The organism is Silvibacterium acidisoli (assembly GCA_022870745.1).
Classification (GTDB): domain Bacteria; phylum Acidobacteriota; class Terriglobia; order Terriglobales; family Acidobacteriaceae; genus Silvibacterium.
Genome location: CP085323.1, coordinates 5,061,890 through 5,086,043, shown reverse-complemented (window position 1 = coordinate 5,086,043; position 24,154 = coordinate 5,061,890). Strand labels below are relative to the sequence as shown.

The 24,154-nt window shown below is 58.6% G+C and carries 20 protein-coding genes; 11 read left to right on the top strand and 9 right to left on the bottom strand.

The window, feature by feature from the left end; translation table 11 throughout:
* Window positions 1-23: 23 nt before the first annotated feature.
* Entirely contained in the window at window positions 24-374 is a 351-nt protein-coding gene (locus LJD29_RS20750; RefSeq protein WP_446743486.1) for a four helix bundle protein, read from the bottom strand.
* A 102-nt stretch (window positions 375-476) separates the two neighbouring features.
* The gene (locus tag LJD29_RS20745; protein WP_446743485.1) at window positions 477-1,730 is read right to left on the bottom strand and encodes a magnesium transporter MgtE N-terminal domain-containing protein; all 1,254 of its coding nucleotides are present in this window, start codon (window positions 1,728-1,730) and stop codon (window positions 477-479) included.
* A gap of 227 nt (window positions 1,731-1,957) precedes the next feature.
* On the opposite strand from LJD29_RS20745, the gene LJD29_RS20740 reads away from it, so the two are divergent.
* The 3 genes from LJD29_RS20740 to LJD29_RS20730 all read left to right on the top strand — a co-directional run bounded on the left by LJD29_RS20740 (window position 1,958) and on the right by LJD29_RS20730 (window position 4,199).
* Window positions 1,958-2,422, top strand: a complete 465-nt coding sequence (locus LJD29_RS20740; protein WP_446743484.1) for an ATP-binding protein — start codon at window positions 1,958-1,960, stop codon at window positions 2,420-2,422.
* 11 nt (window positions 2,423-2,433) lie between these two features.
* Window positions 2,434-2,784 carry an STAS domain-containing protein gene (locus tag LJD29_RS20735; protein WP_446743483.1) on the top strand — a complete coding sequence of 117 codons (351 nt, stop codon included), beginning with the start codon at window positions 2,434-2,436 and terminating at the stop codon, window positions 2,782-2,784.
* Between the two features lie 77 nt (window positions 2,785-2,861).
* Window positions 2,862-4,199: an amidohydrolase family protein gene (locus tag LJD29_RS20730; protein WP_446743482.1), complete on the top strand. Its 1,338-nt coding sequence runs from the start codon at window positions 2,862-2,864 to the stop codon at window positions 4,197-4,199.
* A 60-nt stretch (window positions 4,200-4,259) separates the two neighbouring features.
* Here LJD29_RS20730 and LJD29_RS20725 read toward each other — a convergent pair whose 3' ends face one another.
* Entirely contained in the window at window positions 4,260-7,877 is a 3,618-nt protein-coding gene (locus LJD29_RS20725; RefSeq protein WP_446743481.1) for an outer membrane beta-barrel protein, read from the bottom strand.
* Window positions 7,878-8,098: 221 nt separating this feature from the next.
* Between LJD29_RS20725 and LJD29_RS20720 the strand changes: the two genes are divergently transcribed.
* Window positions 8,099-9,406, top strand: a complete 1,308-nt coding sequence (locus tag LJD29_RS20720) for a hypothetical protein (protein WP_446743480.1) — start codon at window positions 8,099-8,101, stop codon at window positions 9,404-9,406.
* Window positions 9,407-9,522: 116 nt separating this feature from the next.
* On the top strand, window positions 9,523-11,934 hold the full coding sequence (locus LJD29_RS20715) for a GH92 family glycosyl hydrolase (protein ID WP_446743479.1): 2,412 nt from the start codon (window positions 9,523-9,525) through the stop codon (window positions 11,932-11,934).
* Between the two features lie 9 nt (window positions 11,935-11,943).
* Here LJD29_RS20715 and LJD29_RS20710 read toward each other — a convergent pair whose 3' ends face one another.
* The 3 genes from LJD29_RS20710 to LJD29_RS20700 form a co-directional block, all read right to left on the bottom strand.
* Complete coding sequence (locus LJD29_RS20710) at window positions 11,944-13,209, bottom strand: Gfo/Idh/MocA family protein (RefSeq protein ID WP_446743478.1); 1,266 nt, start codon at window positions 13,207-13,209, stop codon at window positions 11,944-11,946.
* 9 nt (window positions 13,210-13,218) lie between these two features.
* Window positions 13,219-14,166, bottom strand: coding sequence for a sugar phosphate isomerase/epimerase family protein (locus tag LJD29_RS20705; RefSeq protein ID WP_446743477.1), 948 nt, complete (start codon window positions 14,164-14,166; stop codon window positions 13,219-13,221).
* Window positions 14,167-14,328: 162 nt separating this feature from the next.
* Window positions 14,329-15,579: a DUF481 domain-containing protein gene (locus LJD29_RS20700; RefSeq protein ID WP_446743476.1), complete on the bottom strand. Its 1,251-nt coding sequence runs from the start codon at window positions 15,577-15,579 to the stop codon at window positions 14,329-14,331.
* Window positions 15,580-15,716: 137 nt separating this feature from the next.
* On the opposite strand from LJD29_RS20700, the gene LJD29_RS20695 reads away from it, so the two are divergent.
* The 3 genes from LJD29_RS20695 (at window position 15,717) to LJD29_RS20685 (ending at window position 19,489) form a co-directional block, all read left to right on the top strand.
* Window positions 15,717-16,061 (top strand): PadR family transcriptional regulator, encoded by a 345-nt coding sequence (locus LJD29_RS20695; RefSeq protein ID WP_446743475.1) that lies wholly within the window; start codon window positions 15,717-15,719, stop codon window positions 16,059-16,061.
* Complete coding sequence (locus LJD29_RS20690; protein ID WP_446743474.1) at window positions 16,061-18,718, top strand: ABC transporter permease; 2,658 nt, start codon at window positions 16,061-16,063, stop codon at window positions 18,716-18,718. Before LJD29_RS20695 ends, LJD29_RS20690 begins: the two co-directional genes overlap by 1 nt.
* A 171-nt stretch (window positions 18,719-18,889) precedes the next feature.
* On the top strand, window positions 18,890-19,489 hold the full coding sequence (locus LJD29_RS20685; protein ID WP_446743473.1) for a hypothetical protein: 600 nt from the start codon (window positions 18,890-18,892) through the stop codon (window positions 19,487-19,489).
* A 17-nt stretch (window positions 19,490-19,506) separates the two neighbouring features.
* Here LJD29_RS20685 and mutT read toward each other — a convergent pair whose 3' ends face one another.
* The 3 genes from mutT to LJD29_RS20670 are packed head-to-tail and all read right to left on the bottom strand — an operon-like array spanning window position 19,507 to window position 21,510.
* Entirely contained in the window at window positions 19,507-19,947 is a 441-nt protein-coding gene (gene mutT / locus LJD29_RS20680; protein WP_446743472.1) for an 8-oxo-dGTP diphosphatase MutT, read from the bottom strand.
* Window positions 19,948-19,959: 12 nt separating this feature from the next.
* Window positions 19,960-20,775, bottom strand: coding sequence for an ABC transporter substrate-binding protein (locus LJD29_RS20675; RefSeq protein WP_446743471.1), 816 nt, complete (start codon window positions 20,773-20,775; stop codon window positions 19,960-19,962).
* The gene (locus tag LJD29_RS20670; RefSeq protein WP_446743470.1) at window positions 20,776-21,510 is read right to left on the bottom strand and encodes an HAD family hydrolase; all 735 of its coding nucleotides are present in this window, start codon (window positions 21,508-21,510) and stop codon (window positions 20,776-20,778) included.
* A 232-nt stretch (window positions 21,511-21,742) separates the two neighbouring features.
* Here LJD29_RS20670 and LJD29_RS20665 point away from each other — a divergent pair, with 232 nt between their 5' ends.
* The 3 genes from LJD29_RS20665 to LJD29_RS20655 all read left to right on the top strand — a co-directional run bounded on the left by LJD29_RS20665 (window position 21,743) and on the right by LJD29_RS20655 (window position 23,967).
* The gene (locus LJD29_RS20665) at window positions 21,743-22,660 is read left to right on the top strand and encodes a tyrosine recombinase (RefSeq protein WP_446745914.1); all 918 of its coding nucleotides are present in this window, start codon (window positions 21,743-21,745) and stop codon (window positions 22,658-22,660) included.
* Window positions 22,657-23,589, top strand: a complete 933-nt coding sequence (locus tag LJD29_RS20660) for a tyrosine recombinase XerC (RefSeq protein ID WP_446743469.1) — start codon at window positions 22,657-22,659, stop codon at window positions 23,587-23,589. Before LJD29_RS20665 ends, LJD29_RS20660 begins: the two co-directional genes overlap by 4 nt.
* Window positions 23,590-23,817: 228 nt before the next feature.
* On the top strand, window positions 23,818-23,967 hold the full coding sequence (locus LJD29_RS20655; RefSeq protein ID WP_446743468.1) for a hypothetical protein: 150 nt from the start codon (window positions 23,818-23,820) through the stop codon (window positions 23,965-23,967).
* Window positions 23,968-24,154 lie beyond the last annotated feature (187 nt).

Genomic DNA, 24,154 nt, shown 5'->3' with positions numbered 1-24,154 from the left:
ATTTAGGAAACAGGGATTAGAGGTCAGATCCGCTTCATGATCGCTACCAACATCTTACCTACTTCCGTTGATAGCGCTTCTGTTGCCGCTCGATCTTGTTGAGAGCCGAGGTTCAGCTCATGTGCGATCACAAGTTGCGTTTGAATCTCAAAGTTGGAACCACGGGCGATGCCGAGGAAGTGTTTATACTCGCCGGTCGAACTTCTTCCATAGCCTTCTGCAATATTGCTTGGAATGGACACGCCAGCGCGGCGGAGCTGAGTCACGAGGCCATACGTTTCGTTCTGGGGAAACTTAGCAGTGAATCGATAAATTGCCAGGCACAACTGAATCGCTTTCTGCCAGACGATAAGGTCGCGATAAGACTCGATCATGCGTGCAGTCTAAAAGCACATTGCGGTTTTTCTGCGCTTCAGCAAGTCAGATTGCGTTACGTCAGTGCTAATCCCTAATTCCTATTTCCTAAATCCTGCCCTTTAATGCCTCCCTCGCAGAAACGCAATCACGTGATCCGCCTCAATGACCCCGACCAGCCGCTCCCTGGTATCGAGCACCGGCAACGCTCGCAGGTTATAGCGGTCGAAGAGGTCGGCGACATGGTTCTGATGTGCGTCCGCCGGGCAGGAAATAATGCGGCGTTCGGTCAGCACGTTCAGCCTGGTTGCCGGTAAGGCCAGCACCAGCCTTGAAAGGGGAATCACACCCCTCAGCACGTCGCCTTCGTCGGTTAAATAGATCTCTGTCACGGTTTCAATATCCCCGTCGAAATCTTTCAGAGCCTGGATGCCGTCGGCCACCGTTGCGCCAACCGTCACCGAGACATACGAGGTCGTCATGCGGCCGGCAGCCGAATCCTCGCGGAACTCCAGCAGCTCTTCGACCTCCTGGCGGTCTTCGGGGGCCATTTCTTCGAGAATTGCCTCGGACCGCTCCTCGGGAAGTTCGGCCAGCAGGTCGGCTGCCGCGGATGGGTCCATCTCCTCAACGATGCCTGCGGCTGTCTCGGAATCGAGTCCCTCAAGCATTGACTTCTGCAACCGTGGATCGACCTCTTCGAGTGCTTCGGCGGCGACCTCCTCGTCCAGGGTGGTCAAGACGGCCTCGCGCTCGGCAGGCGGCAGATCTTCGAGAATGTCGGCGATGTCGGATGGGTGCAGCTGGGCGAGCCGTTCATGCTCGATATTCAGCTTCACGCGCCGCGCCGGATCGATCTCGATCATGTCGACAAATTCCCAGGGAATCACGCGCGCGGGTAGCCTTCGGGCGAAAGAAATCAATGTCTGTTTCGGAAGGAGCCCCACCAGGAGCCGGCGCATCGCACCGCGAACGCCCACCTCGACCTCACAGACGCGGAGGTCTTCTACCCCATTCGTCTGAAACCAGCCCAGGTCGACGTCGTTTACCCGGACGACCTTGCGCCCGTGAACATCAATGATCTGGCGGTCGAGCAGGTCCTGCCGCAGCAGGATGAAGTTGTCGAGCTCGTTCAAGGTGCGCACACTGGCATTGGCCCGCAGTTCCAGCGCGCCGCTCGGGGTGCGGGTGACCTCGGTGGCCGATACCAGTTCCATGCCGTTGCGGCTCTTTAGGACCAGGCCGGCAACCTTTCCCGCGTCGGCGCCGGTGCCCACGGCCAGGTCGCGCACGCGCCCCCGTGGTGTTCCCGAGGCATCCACCACGGGAGTGCCGAGCATGGTCGTCAATGTAGGGTGATCGAGATTATCCCGCATGATAAAAACCGGTGTCTTCGATGCAGTCTAACAGGCTGCGGGGACGCGGCGGGCAACCCGCAAAGGCCTGCGCGCTGTCCTATTAATCCGACTTCGCAGCGGGCTTGCGCCCGCGACTGGCGTCCGCGACGCCAGTCTTCCCGGCCGAAGGCAATGTCTTTGCTTGACAATGCTTTGCCCAGCAAGCAAACTGCCTCAAAGGCCCGGCGAGGTCTCCAGGGAGCCGGATGGCACAACGCGAGGAAATGCATTTGACCGGACAGCAGGCAAGCCGCATCACCTATACGCTCGAGTCCTCCTTGGACAGTGTCAACAAGGTGGAACAGACCGCGGAGCAGATGGCCAAGAAAGCCGGCATTGAGGAAGACGAGATATTCCGCATTTCCATGGCCGTTCGCGAAGCCGCTGTCAATGCCGTGCTGCACGGCAACTCTTATGATCCGGAGAAGCGCATTACGGCTTCCTTCGAAAACACCGGCGAAGCGCTGGTGATCCGTATCTCCGACCAGGGCAAGGGACTCGATCCGTCAACGCTTCCTGACCCGCTTGCCCCGGAGAATCTTCTGCGTGGCTCCGGCCGCGGTATCTTCCTCATCCGGTCTTTTATGGATGAGGTACACTTCAAGCAATTGCATCCCGGAACAGAGCTAACTCTGATCAAACATCTGGGAGCAGCGCAAACAGGCAGCTAAGGAGGAATTTCGTGAGCATGAAAGTTTCCACCCGTCAGGTGGATGGCGTTACTATTCTCGATCTCAGCGGGCGCATTACCCTCGGCGAAGGCAGTGTGCAGTTGCGCGATTCCATCCGGGATCTGCTGGCCAAGGGTTCCAAGCACATTCTGCTGAACCTGGCTGACGTCAACTACATCGACAGCTCGGGAATCGGCGAGCTTGTGAGCGCTTATACGACGGTCCGCAACCAGGGCGGAGAGCTGAAGCTGCTCAACCTGACCAAGAAGGTGCACGATCTGCTTCAGATCACCAAGCTGTACACCGTATTTGACGTGAAGGACGACGAGGCCAGCGCCATTGCCTCCTTCACCCGTTCGTAAGAGGCTCATCACTGAAAAAAGCAGAAAAGCTGCCCTCGGGCAGCTTTTCTCTTTTGCAATCATTATCAGGAGATTCCATGTCTTTCTCCCGCTTCGCCCTGCTTGCGGCTTTCTCTCTGCCCGTCTCCGGCCAGGCTGTAACCTCGACGGTGACAATTACGCACGTCCGCGTCATCGATGGAACCGGACATGCCCCGCTTGCTGACCGGGACGTCTCCTTCGCGCAAGGGAGGATTGTGTCGATCCAGCCGGCATCGGCGGTCAAATCTCCTTCTGGCAAGGTCGTCGATGGAACAGGGAAGACCCTGATGCCCGCGCTCATCAACGCACACGGTCATCTTGCGCTGGTCAATGGTGCAAAGAACGACGGAGATTACTACACCGAACCCCATGTGATGGATGAGCTGCGCCAGTATGAACGTTACGGCGTGCTGCACATGCTTTCGCTCGGCTTGAACCGCGACTTACTCTACGGCATTCGTGCCGAACAGCGCGCGGGCAAGGTCGATGGGGCCGAGGTCTTCACTGCCGACCGAGGCATCGGCGTTCCGGATGGTATGCCGCCCATCGCCCACGAGGGCGATCAGCTTTACCAGCCGAAGACCGCCGGCGAAGCCCGGGAATATGTGCGCGCGGCCGCTGGTCGTCATGCCGATTTTGTAAAGGTTTGGGTCGATGATGGTTATGGCACCAAACCCAAGATGACCCCGGAGATCTATGGCGCGGTAATCGACGAAGCACACAAGCACCATATAAAGGTTGCCGCCCATGTTTTTGCCCTCGCGGATGCGAAGCATCTCGTAGCCGATGGCGTCGATGTGCTGGCCCACAGCGTCCGCGATGCCCCGATCGACAACGAGCTGATCGCCGCAATGAAGGCTCACGGAACGTACTACCTGCCCACACTCACCGTCGACAGCTCGTTCTTCTGGTTCGTCGACCATCCTGAGGTGCTGCAGGAGCCGTTCTTTACGCATGCCGCGAATCCCGACCTCATCGCCATGCTTGGCAGCGATGCTTATCGCCAGAAGGTGAAGAACGATCCGCAGACAGCGCAGCACCGCAAGGACTTCGCCATGGCAGTCCGCAATCTCAGGATCGCGGAAGATGCAGGGCTGAAGGTCGGCTTCGGGACCGACTCCGGAGCCATGCCCACCCGCGTTCCCGGCTGGGCTGAACACAATGAGCTGGCGATGATGGTCACCGCCGGGCTTACGCCGCTCCAAGTCATCCACTGCGCCACCGAGGTTGACGCGCAACTGCTCGGCATAGCAGCCACAACCGGGACTATCGAGACAGGCAAGTATGCCGACCTGTTGCTGGTTGAGGGCGACCCGTCGAAGAACATCCTCGACACGCAGAAGATAGCGTCCATCTGGCATCGTGGCCATCCCGTCGAACCGGCTACGAAATAAATTGCTCGCAACAGAAACGCCCGCCGGTGAAGGCGGGCGTTTCTGTGTTCGGGGGAACGGTTAGAACTTCAGCTTGAGTGCGAACTGAAGAATTCTGGGGTTGTTCTGCTGCACGAGCGATACCGTGCCGTAACCGGTGTACCCTCCGGTCGTTTCGTCGTACTTCGGAGCTCCGTCAGACGGGTTGGAATCCGGTGCGGGGAAGAGCACCGAGTTGGTGAGGTTGAAGGCGTCGGCGCGGAAGGTCAGGACATAGCCTGACTTCAGCGGGAAGCTCTTCTGCAGCGTGGCGTCGAGGTTGGGTTCGGTTGGGGCGCGTACCGAGGAGACGCGGGCACCCAGGGTCTTGAGGGCGTAGGTCGGAATGGTTGCGTAGCAGCCAAGGCCCGCGCTCGAGCTGTAGTCGTTGTAGAGATAGCTCTTCAGCGAAGTGCCGCCGTTGGGACGGAAGCTGTGATCGCAGTTGTAGTAGTAGCTGTTATTGATGCCGGCTGGGACACCGCCCTCGGCTGAGAGGATGGAGCTGAACTGCCATCCGCCGATAACGCTGTTCACCCAGCGATTCGCATCGTTGGCGAAGCGCTGGCCCCTGCCAAAGGGCAGATGCAGCTGAGAGGTTAGCGAGAAGATGTTGGTTCGATCGTTGGGCCCGATCTGGTAGCGAACGGTCGTGTCCTGGTAGGGATAGCTGTTAGTGAAGCTGTTGCCCTGCATATTCTTCGACCAGGTGTAAGCCGCCTGGAAGGCGAGCTGCTCAGGGCCCCCCATACGCTTATCGACCTTTACCTCAAGAGCGCTGTAGAGGTTGCGGCCGATGGGCGCGGCGTCCCAGGAGACCTGTCCGAACTCGGAGTAAGGCTGCATGAGCGTGAGGGCCTTGATGGTCTTCGAAGAGCCAATGGTGGAAGTCACGGGCAGAACACCGTAGTAAGGGTTCGGAACCAGCTGGCTGAAGTAGTTGGGGTTGGCAATCGCCTTCTGGAGCTGCGTTGCGGAGACTGCATTCAGCGTCGTGCTGGTGCGAATGTTGTAGGAATAATCGCCCGCGTAACGAACGTCGAGGGTCATCTGGTCAGGCAGTGCGCGCTGGAAACCGAGCGAAGCCATGTGCGAGTAGGGAATTTTACGCTGCGGGAAATCGAGCGACTGGGTGTTCCCGATACTGGTCTGGTCGCCGCCAGCAGCTCCGGCAGGCTCTTGTGCGCCATTGGGAAACGGATTGCCCGAAGCGAAATATCCCGACGAGGTAAGGCCGCCGTCGTTCGACGCGTCATAGGTTGTGGTCTGGTCGTAACCGCTATAGGTACCGTTTTCGAGGCCGAACGACCACATCATGCCGTATCCGCCGCGGATGACGGTGAGTGGATCGAGCTGCCATGCGAAGCCCAGGCGAGGTGCGACGTTGTTCCACTGCGTGTCGTAGGCGTTTTTAGGCTGACCATTAGCCCCGGCGAACTGGATACCGCCGTAGACCGAGGAAAGATTGCTGGTGTCGATGCCCGCAGCAGTGAGTGCGGAAGCATCGGCAGCCAGGTTGGACTGATAGCCGGAGTTGCTGCTGACCGAGTTGACACAGGTAAGGCACATGCCGCGGTTAATGGCGTTGCCACGAGCGCGGGCGCCAACTTGCACGTCGTAACGGATGCCGAGGTTCAGGGTAAGGTTCTTGCGGACGCGCCAGTCGTCCTGGAGGTAGAGATCCCAGGCCGGGTAGTAGGTAAAGGTCTGTGGGTTCCACTGAACCTGGCTGGTAGTGTTTGTCACAACGTTGCTGCTTACGGGATCTCCAAGAAGCATATCGGCAATATCGAAACCATCAGTCGTACGAGCAGATTCCGTAGGATTCTTCTGGGTGAAAAGGGTGCCGAATTCGAATTGGCCATTTGCCGCTCCGGCCTGTCCTGGCGTTCCGTGATCATAGTGGTGATAGTCGCCACCGATGTGGATGGCATGCGGACCGAGTTCCTTGGTCAGGTCGACGCTCAGACCGATGTCGTTGTACGAGCCGGAGGTAAGGATGTTGCCAACCACGTGCGGATAATATTGCGTGGTTGAAAACTCCGGCAGGGCCTTCATGGATGTGGTGGGAATTGAAGGCATGGTCAGGCCAATCGTGCCTGGGGCCTGCGCAGCAGCGAAGTTGCCGTCGGGAGAACTGTTCAGAAAGCGGGCGTACGAGACCTTGACGTCGAGCAGCGTGGTAGGAGACAGGGTCCAGGTAAGATCCTGGGCGGCAGTGTACTGGTCGTGAGACGCTCCGATGGTGCCGTACTCTGCTACTCCAGTAAAGCCGTTGCTGTTGTCGTTAAAGGTGCCGTGCTGGGTGGTGAAGAGCGAGTACCAACGCATGTTTTGCGAGGTGTTGTAATCGACACGCGCCATGTACTGATCCCAGTTGGTCTGGGCCGGCGTGTTGGCGATGTAATTGTTCTGATCGTTGGTGGTGGCGATGTTCGGCATCGGGTAAAGGTTCAAAACCGCCGAGCCAATTGGGTTGATGCGGTTAGCCGGAATGACGTTGTTGGTGAAGGCTGTGCGCGTATAGGCGTCGCCGGCGCAATTGCCCAGGCTTCCTCCCGCCGCCGTACAGACGGTCGTTTCAGGGTCGTAAACCGTGTAGCCGGTGCCGGAGAAGTCTGCTCCGTTGCCGTTGGCCGGGCGCATGGCCAACGTCGGAACGCTGGTCAGTGTCGTATCGGGCAAAGACTGGCGGAAGCCCTCGTAGCTGCCGAAGAAAAAGACCTTGTCCTTGATGACCGGCCCGCCGATGGTGCCGCCGAACTGGTTCAGGCGCGTAGCCTGCCGCTTGATGCCGGTTTCGTTGTTTGTGAAGCTGTTCGCGTTGAAGACGGTATTTTCGATGTACTCGTACAGGTCTCCGTGGAACTGGTTGGTGCCGTTCTTGACCACCATGTTGATGGTGCCGTTGCCGGTGCGTCCATAACGGGCGTCATAGGTGTTGGTCATGACGCTGACTTCCTGCAGCGCGTCCACGTTCGGAGCAAACTGCCACTCTCCGGCGCTGCCGGTGCTCTGTGCGGTGATGTTGGTGCCGTTCAGGTTGAACTGCTGGTAACCGGACATGCCGCCGCCGACAACGTATGTATTCGTCACGTTGTAGCTGTTCTGGGTGGTGCCGACGACATTCGTCGTGGTGTTCTGCGTGCTGGGCGTAGTGCTGAGCAGGGAGTAGATTTCGCGGCCCTGCAGCGGAGCGCTTTCGATCTCCTGCTCGGAGAGAACCGTCGTCCCCGAGCCGCTGGCGGTGTTGAGCAGAGGCGGAGCGTCGGACACGGTAACGTTCTGGGAAACGGAACCGACGTGCATGGTGAAGTTCAGGCCGCGATATTCGCTGGCCTGCAGGAGCACATTGTCCTGGATCTGGGTATCGAATCCGTTCGCGCTGACCTTGACCGTGTACTCGCCGGGAATGACGTAGGGGATGTAGTAAGTACCCTGTTTTGTCGTCGCCGCTTTGTATTGCTGCTGCGTGGCATTGTTGATGGCGAGGACATCAGCCCTGGCCATGACGGCGCCCGATTCGTCGGTGACGACGCCGGTGAGGGTGGCGCGGAATTCCTGTGCAGCGAGCGTCGCCGTGATGAAAAGCGACAGTACAGCCACGATGCCTCTGGCCAAAGCAGTGAGCCGACGAGTTCGGCCCTTTTCCGTTCGCATGGTTTCTCCTGTAGGAGCGTCGCTGATACCTTCGGCGTCTCCCCAGAACAAGCCGTAGCAGTATGGCCAGGTGGAAGGCAGTCAATTCACGGTTTTCGGATGTGAATTGACATTTTGAACCTTGCAGGAACCTGCCCGGAATCAATGTGTTGGAGATGTATACTGAGCGAGCGGTTCATCAAACTTTAAAGCGCCGCCTGTCTAATCGATTCTGGCCAGAAGTGACGCTTGCAGCTCCCAATTCGACAACCTCAACGGAATCCTCCGACGCACGCACGGATGATCCTCGCTGGCTCCTGGCCGAGCGCGTTGCCGAGTCTCCCGGGTTTGCCCGTTCTCCCCGGCTTGCCCAACTGCTCCTTTATTTGTGTCACCATCACCTCATTGGCAACGGAAGCCGCCTGTCTGAGCTGACCATTGCAACGGATGTCTTTGGGCGCGGCCGCGACTTCGACTCCGCGAACGACACCATCGTGCGGTCGCACATGCTGCGTCTTCGCCAGAAGCTAGAAGCTTACTTTCGCGAAGAGGGAGCCCAGGAAGAGCTGCAGATCTCGATCCCACGCGGGCGCTACGTGCCCAGCTTCCAGGTAGGCCAGCCGCTGGCGGAGGTGGCCGAAGCGGCCGCCGTCATTCCGCCTGTAGAGAATGATGTGGAGATCGAACCGGCAGCGAAGCCGCGCAACCTGCCGCGGATGTATCTTGCCGCAGGCCTGCTGCTTTGCCTTCTGGGTATCGTTGGCTTCATCGGCTGGCGGGTTTTCTCCGAATCTCACCCTCAGGGGCCGGCCACTCGCCAGTTGTGGAAGCAGCTTTTCCCGCCGCATTCCACAACACTGCTGGTCGCCGCGGACAGCGGACTCGTCCTGCTGCACGGCATCACAGGCGAGAACACCACGCTCGGTGAGTACACCACGCACGACCTGCACCGCGCCGCCGCGGAGGCCCAGGGCATGAAGCCGGAGACGGCCTTGTCCCTCGCCGGCCGCCGCTACACCTCGTTTGTCGACCTTGAGCTTTTCGACCGGCTGACTCATCTGCCTGAAGCTCTCTCCGGTTCCTACAGCATCCGTTACGCGCGCGATCTCAACATTAATGAACTGAAAGACGCGAACGTCATCTTTTCCGGCTCGGAGGATGCCAATCCCTGGATCGAAACCTATGAGAGCGGCATGAACTTCGTGCTCGAAGACAACCTTCGTGTGGGCCAGCGCGGATTCGCGAACCGGAATCCCAAAGCCGGAGAGCCATCGAAGTTCATCACCGGCAGGGCAGAATACGGCGTGCTGGCCTTTCTCGCCAACCCGAGCGGGCACGGAAGCGCGCTGATCATCGAAGGAACCTCGGTCGCGGGGACGGAATCCGCAAGCGATTTTCTCTTCAACAGCAGCGAGCTCGAATCGTTCCTGGATAGCATTCGCAGGCCCAACGGGTCACTGCCGCACTTCGAAATCATCTTCTCCACGCAGAGCCTCGACGGCAGCGCCTCTCCATCGAAGATGGTCTCGTGGAGGGTGCACGACCGCTAGCTCCCGTCGCTTCCTGTAAACATCTACAATGCAAAGATTACCGGGCAGTTCTTCCGGGAAAGACTTACTGCGGAGTGATGATGGTCAGGTTGGTTGAATGCAGGCGGTTCGTGTGCGTGCCGTTACTCGTAGCAACGTTGGCAGGTTTCCCGGCAATGCAGGCGCAGAGCGATTCTGCCGTGTCCGACCCGGCGGCGCTTGTGAATCCGATCATCGGCACCACGAACGGCGGCAATGATTATCCCGGAGCAACCTTGCCTCTGGGCATGGTCGCATGGAGCCCCGAAGAGCCGCGCAACCGCCCCCGCGAGCAGAAGCAGGGAATCCCCGGCTCCATGCACGACGATCGCGGACGTCCGGCAGCACCGGGCGGCTACGAATATTCATCCAACCGCATTCACGGATTCGCCCTCACCCACCTCATGGGCACCGGTTGTGCTGGAGCCAGCGGCGATATCCCATTCATGCCCATGGTTGGAGAAGTCAGCTCATCGCCTGCGGACGATGCGCTCTCCGAGATCTACGGCAGCACCTTCTCCCACGAGAACGAAACGGCGCAGGCTGGCTACTACAAGGTCAAGCTCGACAACGGCGTCACGACCGAGCTGACCTCAACCCTCCGTACCGGTTCCGGGCGCTTCACCTATCCGGCAGGGAAGCCCGCGGTGATGCTGGTGCGAACCGCCAACTCCGAGACCGGCAGCACCGATGCCCATATCAAGATTGACGCCGCGAACCGGACAGTCTCCGGCTCGGTGACCAGCGGCAACTTCTGCGGATATCTCGGGACAGCTGACCGCCGCAGCTATTACACGCTCTACTTCACGGCTCATTTCGACGCTCCAATCCTCAGCACAGGTACCTGGCAGGATTCGGCTGTGCGCCCAGGCACCAGCGAAGCAGCAGGCGGCACAACATATGGCACCAAGGGATTCGTCCCTTCCGGCAAAGGCTCGGGCGGTTGGGTTGTTCTGGATACCGCGAAGTCCGCAACCGTGGGCGTTCGCGTTGGTATCTCGTATGTAAGCGCTGAGAATGCCGAAGCTAATCTGCACGCAGAGAACCCGGAGGGTACGCGCTTCGAGGCAGTGCGCAGCCATGCGCGGGCTGCATGGAACGATATTCTCGGACGCATTCAGGTCGAAGGTGGCACGCACGACGAGCAGGTTGTCTTCTACACGGCGCTTTACCACAGCCTGATGGGCGAGAACCTGTACAGCGATACCGACGGCCGTTATGCAGGCATGGATGGAAAGGTCCATGCGATCAGAGACGGCCAGAAGGCGCAATACGCTACCTTCTCTGGCTGGGATGTGTACCGGTCACAGTTGCAATTACTCGCGCTGATCGAGCCGACCGTAGCGGGTGACTTCGCGCAATCGTTGCTGAACCAGGCCGACCAGAATGGCGGCGAGTGGGATCGCTGGACGCACAATGCCGGCATAACGCACGTGATGAACGGCGATCCGGCGGCTCCTGCTATCGCTGACATTCTCGCGTTCGGTGGTACGAACTTCGATTCAAAGGCTGCATACAAATCGTTGCTGCAGGCGGCGACCGTTCCCACTCCGCATGATCTCAGCAATGAAGGCTGCCCGGTCGAATGCGTGGGCCAACGGCCCTCCCTCGATCAGTACCTGAAGTTGCACTACATCCCGGTGGATGCGAATGCATGGGGTCCGGCGGCTGACACGCTCGAAGACGCCACCGCAGACTTCGCCATCTCCGAGCTTGCGCGGCGGATGCATGACGAAGCCACGCACAAGCAATTCCTTGAACGCGCCCAGTACTGGAAGAACATCTTCAACCCGCAGGCGACACCGGAGGGCGGATACATCCAGAACCGCAACGCCGACGGCACCTGGCCGAAGTTCGACCCATCCTCCGATGACGGATTCGTCGAAGGCAGCGCCGCGCAGTATCTGTGGATGGTGCCATTCAACTCAAACGGCCTCTTCAAAATGATGGGAGGTAACGAAAAGGCCAGCCAGCGCCTGAACGATTTCTTCTATAACAAGGACGGCAGCCTGGCCGTCACCAAGTCTGGCGACTTGCACGCTGAGTTGGACAACGAACCATCGATTGAGACGCCGTGGCTCTTTGACTTCCTCGGTCAGCCGTGGAAGACGCAGGAGGCCGTTCGCCGCGTGCTCAACACCATCTGGACGAACTCGCCGAAGGGAATGCCCGGCAATGACGATCTCGGCGAAATGTCGTCCTGGTACGTGTGGTCGGCGATGGGAATGTATCCGCAGATTCCGGGCCGTGCAGAGCTCGTGCTCGGCAGCCCGCTCTTCAGAAGCATTCACATCCGCCGCACTGCGGGAGACATCGTCATCAAGGCTTCGAATGCGGACACGAATGCACCCTATGTGCAGAGCGTGAAGGTGAATGGCAAGCCGGTGTCTAAGACATGGCTTCCGGAGCGCTTTGTCGAACACGGCGGTGCGGTGGAGTTCGAACTTGGCATTGCTCCAAACAAGCAATGGGGAAGCAGTCCCGAAGACGCTCCCCCATCGTTTGAATAGCAACGCTGTCTAGCGGAACTGCTTGATGTCGAGGCCGAGCGGATATTCTTCCTTCAACTGCCCGGTCTCTTCCCATGTGACTTCGCGGCCCAGCTTTGCGGAGTGGCGGCCCATCATGCAGCTTCTTGCTGCTTCCACGCCGGCAGCGATCTGGTTGTGAAACTTGCCCGATGTGATGCTCTCGATGAAGCCCTTGTCCTTCATCGGGTCGGCAAGCGCAAGATTGTCAGTGAAGGAACCGTCGGCTGCAAACTTCGCTGGCTGAGCGGCGCTGTCTTTTTCTGACCATGTCCACGCATTCGGTCCGGTGATGCCGAGCTTGCCTGAGTAGGGGGCTTCTGCGAGTCCGTTATCGCCGAACAGTGTCTCGCCTACATCGAAGAAGCCGTTCATGTTGAACTGCGTGGAGGTAAAGCTCATCTCCACGTCTCCGGGATAGGTAAAAATCACTTCGTAGTTGTCGGAGATATCGCCTGCATTCTTGAGCACCTTGCGGCTGCACTTTGCGTAGGCGCGGATGGGGTGCGAGCCCATCATCCAGTTGCAGACGTCGATGACGTGAATGTTCTGCTCAAGCAGGATGTCGCCGGAAAGGTTTTTATACCAGAGCCAGTGACGCAGGCGTGCTTCATCGGCGCTCAGGCCAGGGCGGTCGGGATAGCTTGCGGTAGGCGCGTCGTAATGTGCACGGATGGAAGCAATCCTGCCGATCTGCCCCTCATGAATACGACGTGCAAGCTCGACGAACGGCGGAGCGCTGCGGATCTGGAAGCCGACATCGATGCTGACCTTGCCATCGACTTTGCGTGCCACTTCAAGCGCACGCTGCGACTGCGGAACATCGACGCCAACCGGCTTTTCGCAGTAGGCATGCTTGCCTGCGTTCACGACAGCCTCGAGGTGCTCGACATGAAACCACGGTGGTGTCGAAATCTGGATGGCATCCACCTGCCCCGAAGCCGCCAGCTCATGAACGGCATCGTAACCGCGAAACATAAGCTTCGGATCGATCGTGGGCTTGCCGACCGAGGTATTCAATTCATCGAAGTGGGTCTTCGCCGTGGCAAGCTGGTCGGGGAAAATATCCGCCAGCGCGACAAGATGTGCGTCGGTATTCTTTACGAACGAACTTGCGACGGATGTCCCGCGCCGTCCGCAGCCGAGAAGCCCCATCCGCACCCTGGAGTTTGCTTCGTATCCAAAAACCGTCTTCGGTTTCAATAGCAGCAGTCCGGTTGCCGCTGCCGATCCACTCAGAAATCTGCGTCTGTCCATTGCCCTCACCTATGCTGAAATCTTTGCCAGGACGTTCTCAAGATAAACCTTCTCTTTGCGAACATCTTCGATCTGCTGAGCTCCTGAAATCTCACGCTCAATCGTGACCGCGCCGGTATAGCCCACCTGCTTCAGTAACGTGAACACCTTCGCGAAATCCACAATACCCTCGCCGATGCGTACCTCTTCGCCAAGCTCATCGGGATTGGTTGGCCATTTCCCATCCTTCGCGTGGATGCTGCGCACGTGCTTGCCCAGTATCTCCGCGGCTTCGACCGGGCTGGCCTTGCCGTACAGAATCAGATTGGCAGTATCGAGTCCCACGCCAAGGTTGGGCCGGTTGACATCGCGCAGAGCCCGCAGCATGGTGATGGGTGTCTCCTGTCCGGTCTCCATCAGGAAGTGCTGATCGTTGCCCGCGCAATGATCGGCAACCTGGCGAATGGCTGCAACGGCTTCTTCGTAGAGAGGCTCCCTGGGATTCTCGGGGATGAAGCCGCAGTGCGTCTGAATCTGCCGAATACCCAGCAGTTTCGCGAAGTCAGAGACCTGCCGCAGTGCGTCGATGCGGGCTGCCCGTGTTGCCTGGGGGACGACACCGATAGTGGACGGCCCCTCCTGGAAGTTCCATTTGAGCGGACCAGGGCCGACAACCTCGGCCGTTGTCGGGACGACCTTATACTTGTCCAGAAGCCCGCGAAGCTCCTGCGCAAGCTGTGGCGTGAACTTTCCTATGTAGTCATCGAGCGACAGGAAGCAGTTGTCCAGGCCAAGCTTGCTTACCTGCGAGATTTTCTCCTCCGGCCCTTCCGATGGCTTGATGAGCAGGCCGATGGCCATCGGTTTCAGAGGCGGGTATGGAGTTGCTTTTTCCGGAGAGCCGGCGAAGCCAAGCAACGAGCTTCCGGCATATAGACTTGCCCCAACGGCAGACTTCACAAAGGTTCGGCGCTGCATCAGATGCTCCTTCGTTACGATGGCCGGCTGCGTTGAATCGTCCGGCCCTGTTCTGGTTATGAAGAGAATGAGCTGTTTTCGATACAGTCCAAGATAGACGAGAAGTGGCAGATTGGCACATGCAGAAAGAAAAAGGCAGGCGCTGGTGGCCTGCCTTTCGTTCTACTTAAAGGTGTATGTGAGACCAGTTGTGAACTGGAAGGTGTTGCGCAGGAAGCCTTCTGGAGGATCGCCGAGATAATTGTCTGTCGAGGTTACGCTGAAGCTCAGCTTCTTGTAGACGGGGAAGACAAATCCGGCGCTGGCCGCGGCTGAACTTGCCTGTACCACGTTAAATGCAGGCATGACGGTGGCGCTTTCCGTGAACTTGATGTTGTGCACGAATGTGCGGCTCCAGTTCTCGCCAACCGTGGCGCCGATGAGATTCTCATCCGGAGTGCCGAGACCGCTGGTTACATTGTTGTAGAAGGACTGTTTCTCGTACTGCAAGGTAGCCTTGACGTCGAGGCTGTTTGCGGGGCTTCGCAGAATACTCCAGCCAATGCCTCCGCCGTACGCCTCCTGCAACTCCAGACCATTGCCGAAGTTGTGATCGACGCTTGCATTCACCAGCCCGAAAATGGGCCGCGAGAAATAGCGATCGTACTCCATATCGCCGTGCAGGATGTCGGTCTTTGTGATCGAGGCAGTCTGGTAAACCTGGCCGCCGGAGATGATGGTCGGGTCCTTGGCCAGTCCGTATGTTCCGCTCAGGTTTAGCGTCGTCTTGCTTACGGGCGGCAGGCCGGTAGTGGTTGGAATGGAACGCGTCAGCCCCACGGTGCCGGTGTAGGTCTGTGCGCTATTGGTAGCCTGCACCAGGCTTATGCCGATTGTGCCCGAGCCGGTCCAGCCATGAAGGAAGTTGTATTCCTCCTTCAGCTCCCGCTGAAAGTCTTCGGCTGGAATCAGGAAACGTAGCTCGTCCACCGGAAAAGACTGCTTTCTGTCCTGCGCAATCGTCACGCTCAACTGCTTGTTCTCAATCTCGACCTTTCCCATCGGTACTTGTGCGGCTACGGTTTTGCGATGCAGAGGGATGCCTTTCTCTCCTACCGCGAAGGATCTGTCAGTTTGTACTGAAGCGACCTTCGCGAGGGATATCGTGATATCTCCGAGCACGTCGCTGTGAAAGCTGATAGAGCCGTCGCCCGCCTTGGCGATCTTTCCGGTCAATTTGTCGCCATTCGTGAAGGTGATAGTGTCCGGCGTCTGAGCCTGTGCAGCAGCAGAGCCGAGGGCGATCAGTCCAAGAAAAAGAAATACGGCGGGAAGATTTTGCCGGATGAAAAGCTTTTCGGAATGGTGATGAAAGATCGAATGAGGGCGGCGGCAGGTCTCAAGGGCCCGCAGGAGCGTGTGAGAAAAAGCCATACCGTTTTGGATGACGCATCTGTAAGGTGTGCTGCAAGCCGGCTTCTCCCTCAGTCGAAGCGGAGCTGCCCAACATTCCTGTTGCTTTCCAAGAGGAGATGTGTCACTCTCCTGTTGGAAAGCAAATGGGGTAAACGGTGAAGCAGAAAACGGATGTAAAGCAGGGAACGCTGGCATTGATGGTTCTGAAAACGCTCGACGCGATGGGCCCGCTGCACGGCTATGGCATCGCCAGGCGCATCGAGCAGATCAGCGGCGATCTGCTATCGGTGAATCAAGGCACACTCTACCCTGTTCTGCTGCGCCTGGAGCAGGAGGGTGCGATCGCTTCGGATTGGGGCGTTTCGGAGAACAATCGGCGTGCCCGGTTTTACCGGATCATGAAGGCCGGGAAGAAGCAGCTCCAGGTCGAACTGGATGAGTGGCAGCTGACGACCGAAATCATGGAGAAGTTTCTGACCGTGAAACCGGAGAGCCTGTGATGAGAGCCATCAATCGCCTCTTTACCCGCGTGTTGAACTTTGTGAGCAATCGCCGCATCGACAGGCGGCTTCAGGAAGAGGTAGCGGCTCATCTCGATATGCAGATGGAAGAAAATGTGCGGACGGGCATGTCTACGGAGGAGGCCCGGCGGCAGGCAGTGTTGAAGTTTGGCTCAGTGCAGGCGGTGCGGGAGGAATGCCATCGCGAAGAAGGGCTGCCGTGGATGGAGAGTCTCTTGCAGGATCTGCGATTCGCACTGCGCACCCTGCGACGTTCGCCGGCCTTCGCGCTGGTCGCGATTACGACGCTTGCGCTGGGCATTGGCGCAAATACGACGGTCTTCAGTGTGGTTGATGCCGTGTTATTGCGTCCGTTGCCGTATCTGCATCCCGAGCGGCTGGTTCAGGCAGGTTCTATCTCCGATCGAGGCGTCTCCACGAGCAATCTCTCCTATCCTGATTTCTTCGATTGGCGCTCGCGCAACCATAGCTTCTCCAATCTGGTTTCCTACCACGACGCCAGTTACACGCTGACAGGCGTGAGGCGGGCGATACGGGTGGACGCTGAGGTCACATCCTGGGATCTGCTGCCTGCACTGGGCGTGCAGCCCGTCCTTGGTCGAGGGTTCACACACGAGGAAGAGAAGCGCGGAACGCGTGTCGTGCTTCTCAGCAATGGTCTCTGGAAGTCATTGTTTGCATCGGACAAGACAGTCCTGGGCCGCACTGTCCAGCTGAGCGGAGATACCTTTACCGTAATCGGCGTGATGCCCGCGAACTTCCGCTTTCCCGTTACCGCTCCGAAGACAGACGTGTGGACTACGCTGGCCGTTGACGACACGCCTGGCGGTGACGGTGTGAGCAACCGCGGCATGCACTGGTTGAACGCGATCGGCCGCCTGGCTCCCGGCGTGACGCTGGCCCAGGCTGACCAGGAGATGAAAGCACTGGCGGCCCAGCTGGCAAAGCAGTATCCCGGCACTAACACCAAGCACAATTCGGCACGGGTGGAGCTGGAGCTGGATGCCGTGCTGGGAGATACAAAGACCATGATCGTGGTGATCCTGGGTGCGGTTTCCCTGGTTCTGCTTGTCGCGTGCGGGAATATCGCCAACCTGCTTTTGGCCAGGGTGAGCGATCGCAGGCGCGAAATAGCCATGCGTGCGGCACTCGGCGCAGGCCGCGCCCGCATTCTGCAGCAATTGCTGATGGAGAGCCTGGTACTGAGCACGGCTGGAGGCATAGCCGGATGCATCCTGGCATTTCTCTGCACGCCTGTGGTGCTGCGCCTGATCGGCGATAGCGTGCCGAGAGCCATGGATGCGGGCGTCAACCTGCAGGTGCTAGCCTTCGCCCTGTTGCTGACGGTGGTTTCGGGACTTTTTTTCGGAACGGTTCCTGCCTGGAAGGCATCGAATCCGGATCTTGTGCCTGCCCTGAAAACGGGCGGCGTGTCGAATGTTTCGGGCCGCGACCGGCTGCGCTCCGCTGTTATTGTTGGCCAGGTCGCTCTCGGCATCGTGCTCTCAGCCGGAGCAGGCCTGCTCATTGCCAGCTTTGTAAAGCTGATGCATCAGGATATCGGCTTCCAGCCCGACCATCTGCTGACCTTTCGATTCGAAACTCCTGACAGCCGTTATTCGAAGAACCGCGAACAGTTCTACGCTGAATATTTCCAGAGGCTGCGTGCATTACCGGGAGTGTATTCAGCGGGTGGCGCGATCATGTTGCCGATGACGAATGACGAGGCCGATGTAACGTTTGAAAACCCCGAGCAGCCCACACAGCCAGGTGAGAGGCCTACCGCTGAAATATCGATCGTTTCGGATGACTACTTTCGCACCATGCAGGTCCCAATCCTGAAGGGACGGGAGTTCGAAAAGGCAGACACCCTGACGGCTACGCCGGTGATGCTGATTAACCAGGCGTTCGCGGAAAAGTATTTTCCTGGGGAAGACCCCATCGGCTGGAAGCTGAAACCTGGCGCGGGTGAAGATCGAACCGGCGGTCCGGCCATGCGTGAGATTGTGGGTGTTGTAGGCAACGTCCGCCGCTCCATGACGCAACTTGAGGCAAATCCCGCATACTATCTGCCCGCGGCCCAGTTTCCGAGCTGGTGCTGCCTGGCAACCGTGGTGCGTACGAAGGTCAGCCCCCTCAGCCTTGAGCCTTCGATGCGTGGGCTGGTGACTGCGATGGACCAGGACATTCCCATCACCGATGTAAGGACCATGCCGGAGCTGATGAGCCTGCAGCTGTCACAGCCACGGTTTGCAATGGTGCTGCTGGGCGCATTCGCCGCGTTGGCGCTGATGCTGACAGCGGTGGGTCTGTATGGAGTGATGATGTACTCGGTTTCGCGCCGGACTCGGGAGATAGGGGTACGGCTCGCCCTGGGGGCGCAGCGCGCCTCGGTGCTTCGCATGGTATTGCGGGATGCATCCTTGCTGTTAGCGGCCGGGATCGCGATCGGCCTTGTGGCTTCTCTGGCCTTCGCGTCCATGCTGCGGACCATGCTTTATGGAACCGCCTCGCGCAATCCCCTGGTACTCGCCGGGGTGTGTGCTGTGGTGGCATGCATGGGGATGTTTGCTGCATGGTTGCCGGCGCAGCGTGCGGCGAAGATCGAACCCGTGCAGGCGCTGCGCATCGATTAGCCTGTCAAACAGGCATCATTGGAAAATGCCGCTTCCGCCCGTGCGGGAGACGTTTTGCGTCGCTGAGATTCCGGGCAGTGAATGAAATACGCCGCTTCCGCGTCATTTCTGAGACGCGCGCAATCGTTGACGTTAGATTGGTCATTCTCACGATCGGAGACCAGATTTTCAATGTTTTTGAACCGTACCCGGACAGGATTTCTAGGCATCATCGTTACCCTTTTGTGCGCCTCATCGCAGCCTTCCTGCGCACAGCAGGTCGTGCAACGTGGCAGCTTTGGCAAACCGGCCCAGGTCCTGGATGAAACCCAGTCGTGGACGACGCCGTTACTCCTTGTTTCCGATCCGGAAGTGCAGATCTACATCCCCGACGTCTCCAGCTCCGATTGGCTCAGCCTGAACTATCCGGAATACCGTGATCGTGGGACGTACAAACTCTCCATGTTTACCTTCTACAAGTCGCCGGCAGCCTGCCGCACCAACATGATCAACTGGGGGCTTGGAGACGGAGATCATCTGAACGAATGTATTTCGATTGGGTACCGGGTTCGCCGTGCCCTCATCAATCCCCATGAGAAATCGGTGACGCTGCTGATGGCAGCAATGGTCGATGACCAGGGATCGATCAAGGAATCATCGATTCAGACTGAAAAGGTTTTCCGGTTCTGGAACCAGCTGGATGCGAACACGCAGGAGGCTCTCGAAAAAGCCAACCATCTGGTTGTGGAGCAGATGAAAATCTACGACCATAGGATTCAGAATAGCCGGTAAGTCGATGAATCTGGGCGTTATAGCAGCTTGCCTGCGGCCAGGTCTCGAATCAGGTTACGGTCGGCGGCGAGGAAGTCGTAGGAAGTCAGCTCGCGCAACGGCACCCATCGGACATCGTGAAAGATGATGTTCTGAATGTCGCCTTCAAACTCATGCACGGCGAAAAACTGGAGATCTACAGCTCCGCCGCTGCGGTAGGTGTGGCGGACATTGATGACGCTTGGGCCGATCCGCGCGGTGATGCCAAGTTCTTCCTGCAACTCGCGAACCAGCGCCTGTTCTGCGGTCTCGCCCGGCTCAAGCTTTCCGCCGGGAAATTCCCACTTGAGCGCCATAGGCTGGTCGGGGCGCCGCTGACAGATGAACACCTCGTCTCCGCGCAGAATCAGGGCAGCGGCGACATAACGGATTGTCTTGGCGCCGTTGGCTTCCGCGTTTTGCTCGACGGTTTCTCCCATGCTCTCTACAGTTTAGACGCATTGAGCAGAAAAACGATCCAACTGTCGACCGAATGTGCCTTCCCGAGCACTAAAGATCTCAGGATGAATGGCCTGGGCGAGCGCCCGCAGTCCGTCAACAAGATTCGGTCCGGGTGTGTTAAGCAGCTCGTCGAGGATGCAGTAGACCTGCCCATTTTTCACCGCGTTCAGGTCGTTCCAGCAACGTTGTTCGACGATCTTTTCAAGCGGCACGCGCGCTCCGGCGCCGCACCAGGAAGCAATCATGACATCGGGTAAGAGTGCCGCGACGGCCTCAGCGGTGGTGCGCGCTCCGGGCTCCCCGGCAAAGCGTCCGCCTGCCAGTTCGACCAGCTCCGCTACCCAGAGCTGGGAATGAATGACCGGCTTGCCCCATTCTTCGCAGTGAACGATAGGCCTGTGTGGCGCGGCTGCGGCGCGTTCGGCGATTACGGCAATCTGCTGCTGCATCTCGTCCACAAGAGCTTCGCCCCGTTCGGCGACGCCTGCGATCGACGCAATCAGCCGAATGTCTTTATATATGTCAGCGAGGTTGCGCGGGGAGAGTGTAAGCGCCGGCATCCCGGCCTTGAGGATGGCAGTGAGCGATTCCTGCCGGTAGGGAACGGAGGCGATGACGATATCGGCGGCGACGGGCAGCAGCTCCTCGGTCTTCGTTGACCACGAGTCGTGAATGACAGGCAGGCCGCGATCACGGAGCGCTGGAACAGCATCGAGACAATAGCGGGTACAGGCTGCGAGGGAATCGAGGCAACCCAACCGGTCGAGAATGACGCTGACGCTGGGTTGCAGCGAGATGATCTTCATCTAGAGCTTGGTGTCGGCCAGAACCGCTTCGGGATAAAACACCGTCCAGCCTTTGGCGCCCGAGATCTCGAGCAGGCCGGGTGTGGGGTTGACCGGGAAGGCCTTACGGGCAATGTCGAGCATGGCGGCATCATGAATGGAGTTGCCGAAGACGGCATCGGGATGCGGGACCCCGGCATTCTGTAGGGCCGTTGCCTTGGCCGGGCCGCTGGGAACATCGGTCAGCTTGCTGGTAATTTTGCCGTCGACCACCTCGACGCGAGCAGATAGTACCCGGTTGGCAGGAATTCCGAAGCGGCTTACACCTTCTTCAATCACCCAGTTGTTGGTGGAGCTGACAGCCCAGAGATCCACACCTTTTGCTTTCAGTTTTGCAAGTAAATCCCTGATTTCAGGGAAGATGTGTGCTTCGATGTGTCCGCGAAAGTAATCAGCCGCAGCCTTCCGGATTTCTGCTTCAGCGAGACCAGCGTAGAGCTGCGTCATCTCGCCGCACATCTGAATCTCAGAAACCTCGCCGGCGAGATACAGGCGATATTGTGAGTCGATCCAGTCCGAAGCATTGCGTGAGACGAGACCGTGCTCGATCGACCAGACCATAAATCCATAGCCGGCGTCGCCGCCCCAGATGGTGCCGTCGCAATCGAAAACGGCAACGGTTGGAGACATGGAGAGAACAGCGTCCTCAAATTCAGCAGCGTCGTAGTGGGCAGGCGCAATATGTGCAGTGGTCAACTTCGTAAACTCCTGATCTTTTCTATTGTGCGCGATTCCTATCGGATTTGTATAACGGGAAAGTAAATCGAGAGCTGCGTAAGAGCGGTCAGCACCATAGAGGTCAGCGGAATTGCTGTAGGCAGAAGGGCGGCTACCCCGCCTCAACGCTGACCGAACGTCCGCTGTCCCAGGTCACTATCCAGGTTCCATCTCGAAAGCTTTCTTCCGCCTCCCGCGATAATCAATGCAGATGGAGAACTCCGGCAATTCCGCTTTGCTGCGCGAATACGTCACTTACCTGCGCGTGGAGAAAGGGCTGCGTCCGTTGAGTTGCGAGGCCTATGAGCGGGACCTGCTGCAGTTTGCGGAGTATCTCGAGGGCGAGAATCTGCCTCTGACTGAGGCACGGCACGAAAGCCTCTCCGGTTTTCTCGAACATCTTCGGCGTCACGGTGTGGAATCTCGTTCGGCGGCGCGCAAGCTTTCCTGCCTGCGCGGGTTTTATCGCTGGCTGCTGCTCGACAAGCGGATTCAGCGTGACCCCACAATCAACCTCGAGTCGCCTTCGTCGTGGAAGGTGCTGCCTAAATCGCTGGCGCAGTCAGAAGTGAGCGAGATGATGGAACGGCTCGACATGGCTGCGGAGCACCCCGAGGCGGATGCGATCGCGCTGCGTGATCGCGCGATCATGGAGTTGCTGTACGCTGCGGGCTTGCGAGTTTCTGAGCTGACGGAGCTTAACGTTGCCGATCTGTCGCTTGAGGCCGGGCGAGCGCTGGTTCGCGGCAAGGGAGACAAGGAACGCATCGTTCCGTTAGGACGGGCTGCGGTAGAAGCTCTTGAAAGCTATCTGAAGCGTGGCCGCCCTGTGCTTGAGCGGAAAGGCCGGATGTCCAGCAAACTTTTTCTGTCGGTGCGCGGTGGTCCGCTTACGCGACAGTGGATCTGGCAGCTGGTGAAATCATCGGACTACCACGCCAGTCCGCACATGCTTCGGCACAGCTGCGCCACGCACATGGTCGAGCATGGAGCCGATCTGCGCACTGTCCAGACCATTCTCGGGCACGCCGATATCTCGACCACGCAGGTCTACACGCACCTCGCGCTGGGACGGCTGAAGTCGGTGCATCGCGAGCACCACCCTCGGGCACGGAGAAAAGCAGATTGAGCGCGAAGCCTGAGATCGTTATACGGGTCGATGAATTCCTCGCAGCGCTCGAGAACGAGCGGGCGGCGTCTCCGCACACAGTTCGCGCCTATGATCGCGAGCTGCACTCTTTTGCAGAATTCTCCGTCGCAAAGCTGGGTGCGGGCTTTGCTGTATCTCGCTTTGAGCATCCGCATATTCGCGCCTATCTCGGGGAGTTGTACGGCAGGGGACTATCGAAGGCTTCGGTGGCGCGCGCCCTGGCAGCGATTCGTTCATGGTTCAAATGGCTGGCGCGGCGCGGATACGTCGAGCAGAATCCTGCGTCACTGGTAGCGACGCCAAAGCTGCCGAAGCATCTGCCCCGCGTGCCGACGATCGAAGAGATGAACCGCCTTATCGACTCTCCATCAGAAGAGTCGGCCGCATGGCCGGACCGCGACCGGGTTATTTTCGAGCTCCTTTACGGCTGCGGAATTCGTAATGCCGAACTTGTGGGTATCGACCTCGCCGATCTCAGCTGGGCGAATGAGGCGATCCTGGTGCGCGGCAAAGGGAAAAAGCAGCGTTATGTTCCACTGGGCGATGCAGCGGCGCAGGCGATACGAGCCTACCTTCCCCAGCGCGAAGAAAAGTTAAAGGCAGCGGGAAAGCTCGGTACAGAAGCGTTGCTCATCAGCGCTCGCGTGAAAGGCAGCGGACGCCTCACCACCCGCAGCGTCGGACGCATCGTGAAGCATGTAGCGCAGGCCAACGGGCTGCCGGCGGACGTTCACCCGCACACGCTTCGTCACGCCTTCGGCACGCACATGCTCGAAGAAGGCGCAGACCTGAGGGCCATCCAGGAACTGCTCGGCCACGAGCGGCTTTCGACCACGCAGCGGTATACGCAGCTGACAGTGGGGCAGGTGACCGAGGTTTACGACCGGACGCATCCTCGAGCAAAGTAGTCTGTGAAATCGACCGCGAAACCTCATATCAGAGTCTTCTCTACGAAAGTGATGAAAAATCGGGCGATATTCGCGCTTTAAGCGCAGTGCCTGATTTATGGGTTTGGGAGCGCGAAAAAAAATCTGCGGCGACGGTGGAGTGGCGTTAAGATTCCGGTCCTGAGACTGTTCTTGTAAGTCGGCCCCATAAAACGTGGTGACTCAGCACCCGAAAGCGAGGACATTCCTATGTCGTTTACAGATAAGGACGGGAAGCAGTTCGAAACGCCGGACGGCAAACCACCAGGCAGCTATGGCATACCGGTCACAGTCCACACGCCGAATGGACCCCAGTCGGGGACCTGGCAGGGAGGGTACGCAGTACCTGACAAGAAGTAGTTCAAGTGCAGAGAGCCGCCACAGCGGCGGCCTTCTGCTTTCTTCACCTGTCGGTAAAGGCCGGATGTGGATTGAGCGTGATGCGAGACGAATCGTGGCTTGCATCGGGAGGCGCGGATCATCGCCTGCAGACTCACGAAGTCGACAGGAAGCATCCCCGATCGACAGAAACCAACCTGTAAAGCGC

What these genes read in the sequence shown, in the direction of transcription:
- LJD29_RS20750 (WP_446743486.1), bottom strand. Translation starts at nt 374, where the DNA reads ATGATCGAGTCTTATCGCGACCTTATCGTCTGGCAGAAAGCGATTCAG.
- LJD29_RS20745 (WP_446743485.1), bottom strand. Translation starts at nt 1,730, where the DNA reads ATGCGGGATAATCTCGATCACCCTACATTGACGACCATGCTCGGCACT.
- LJD29_RS20740 (WP_446743484.1), top strand. Translation starts at nt 1,958, where the DNA reads ATGGCACAACGCGAGGAAATGCATTTGACCGGACAGCAGGCAAGCCGC.
- LJD29_RS20730 (WP_446743482.1), top strand. Translation starts at nt 2,862, where the DNA reads ATGTCTTTCTCCCGCTTCGCCCTGCTTGCGGCTTTCTCTCTGCCCGTC.
- LJD29_RS20725 (WP_446743481.1), bottom strand. Translation starts at nt 7,877, where the DNA reads ATGCGAACGGAAAAGGGCCGAACTCGTCGGCTCACTGCTTTGGCCAGA.
- LJD29_RS20710 (WP_446743478.1), bottom strand. Translation starts at nt 13,209, where the DNA reads ATGGACAGACGCAGATTTCTGAGTGGATCGGCAGCGGCAACCGGACTG.
- LJD29_RS20705 (WP_446743477.1), bottom strand. Translation starts at nt 14,166, where the DNA reads ATGCAGCGCCGAACCTTTGTGAAGTCTGCCGTTGGGGCAAGTCTATAT.
- LJD29_RS20700 (WP_446743476.1), bottom strand. Translation starts at nt 15,579, where the DNA reads ATGGCTTTTTCTCACACGCTCCTGCGGGCCCTTGAGACCTGCCGCCGC.
- LJD29_RS20690 (WP_446743474.1), top strand. Translation starts at nt 16,061, where the DNA reads ATGAGAGCCATCAATCGCCTCTTTACCCGCGTGTTGAACTTTGTGAGC.
- LJD29_RS20685 (WP_446743473.1), top strand. Translation starts at nt 18,890, where the DNA reads ATGTTTTTGAACCGTACCCGGACAGGATTTCTAGGCATCATCGTTACC.
- mutT (WP_446743472.1), bottom strand. Translation starts at nt 19,947, where the DNA reads ATGGGAGAAACCGTCGAGCAAAACGCGGAAGCCAACGGCGCCAAGACA.
- LJD29_RS20675 (WP_446743471.1), bottom strand. Translation starts at nt 20,775, where the DNA reads ATGAAGATCATCTCGCTGCAACCCAGCGTCAGCGTCATTCTCGACCGG.
- LJD29_RS20665 (WP_446745914.1), top strand. Translation starts at nt 21,743, where the DNA reads ATGGAGAACTCCGGCAATTCCGCTTTGCTGCGCGAATACGTCACTTAC.
- LJD29_RS20655 (WP_446743468.1), top strand. Translation starts at nt 23,818, where the DNA reads ATGTCGTTTACAGATAAGGACGGGAAGCAGTTCGAAACGCCGGACGGC.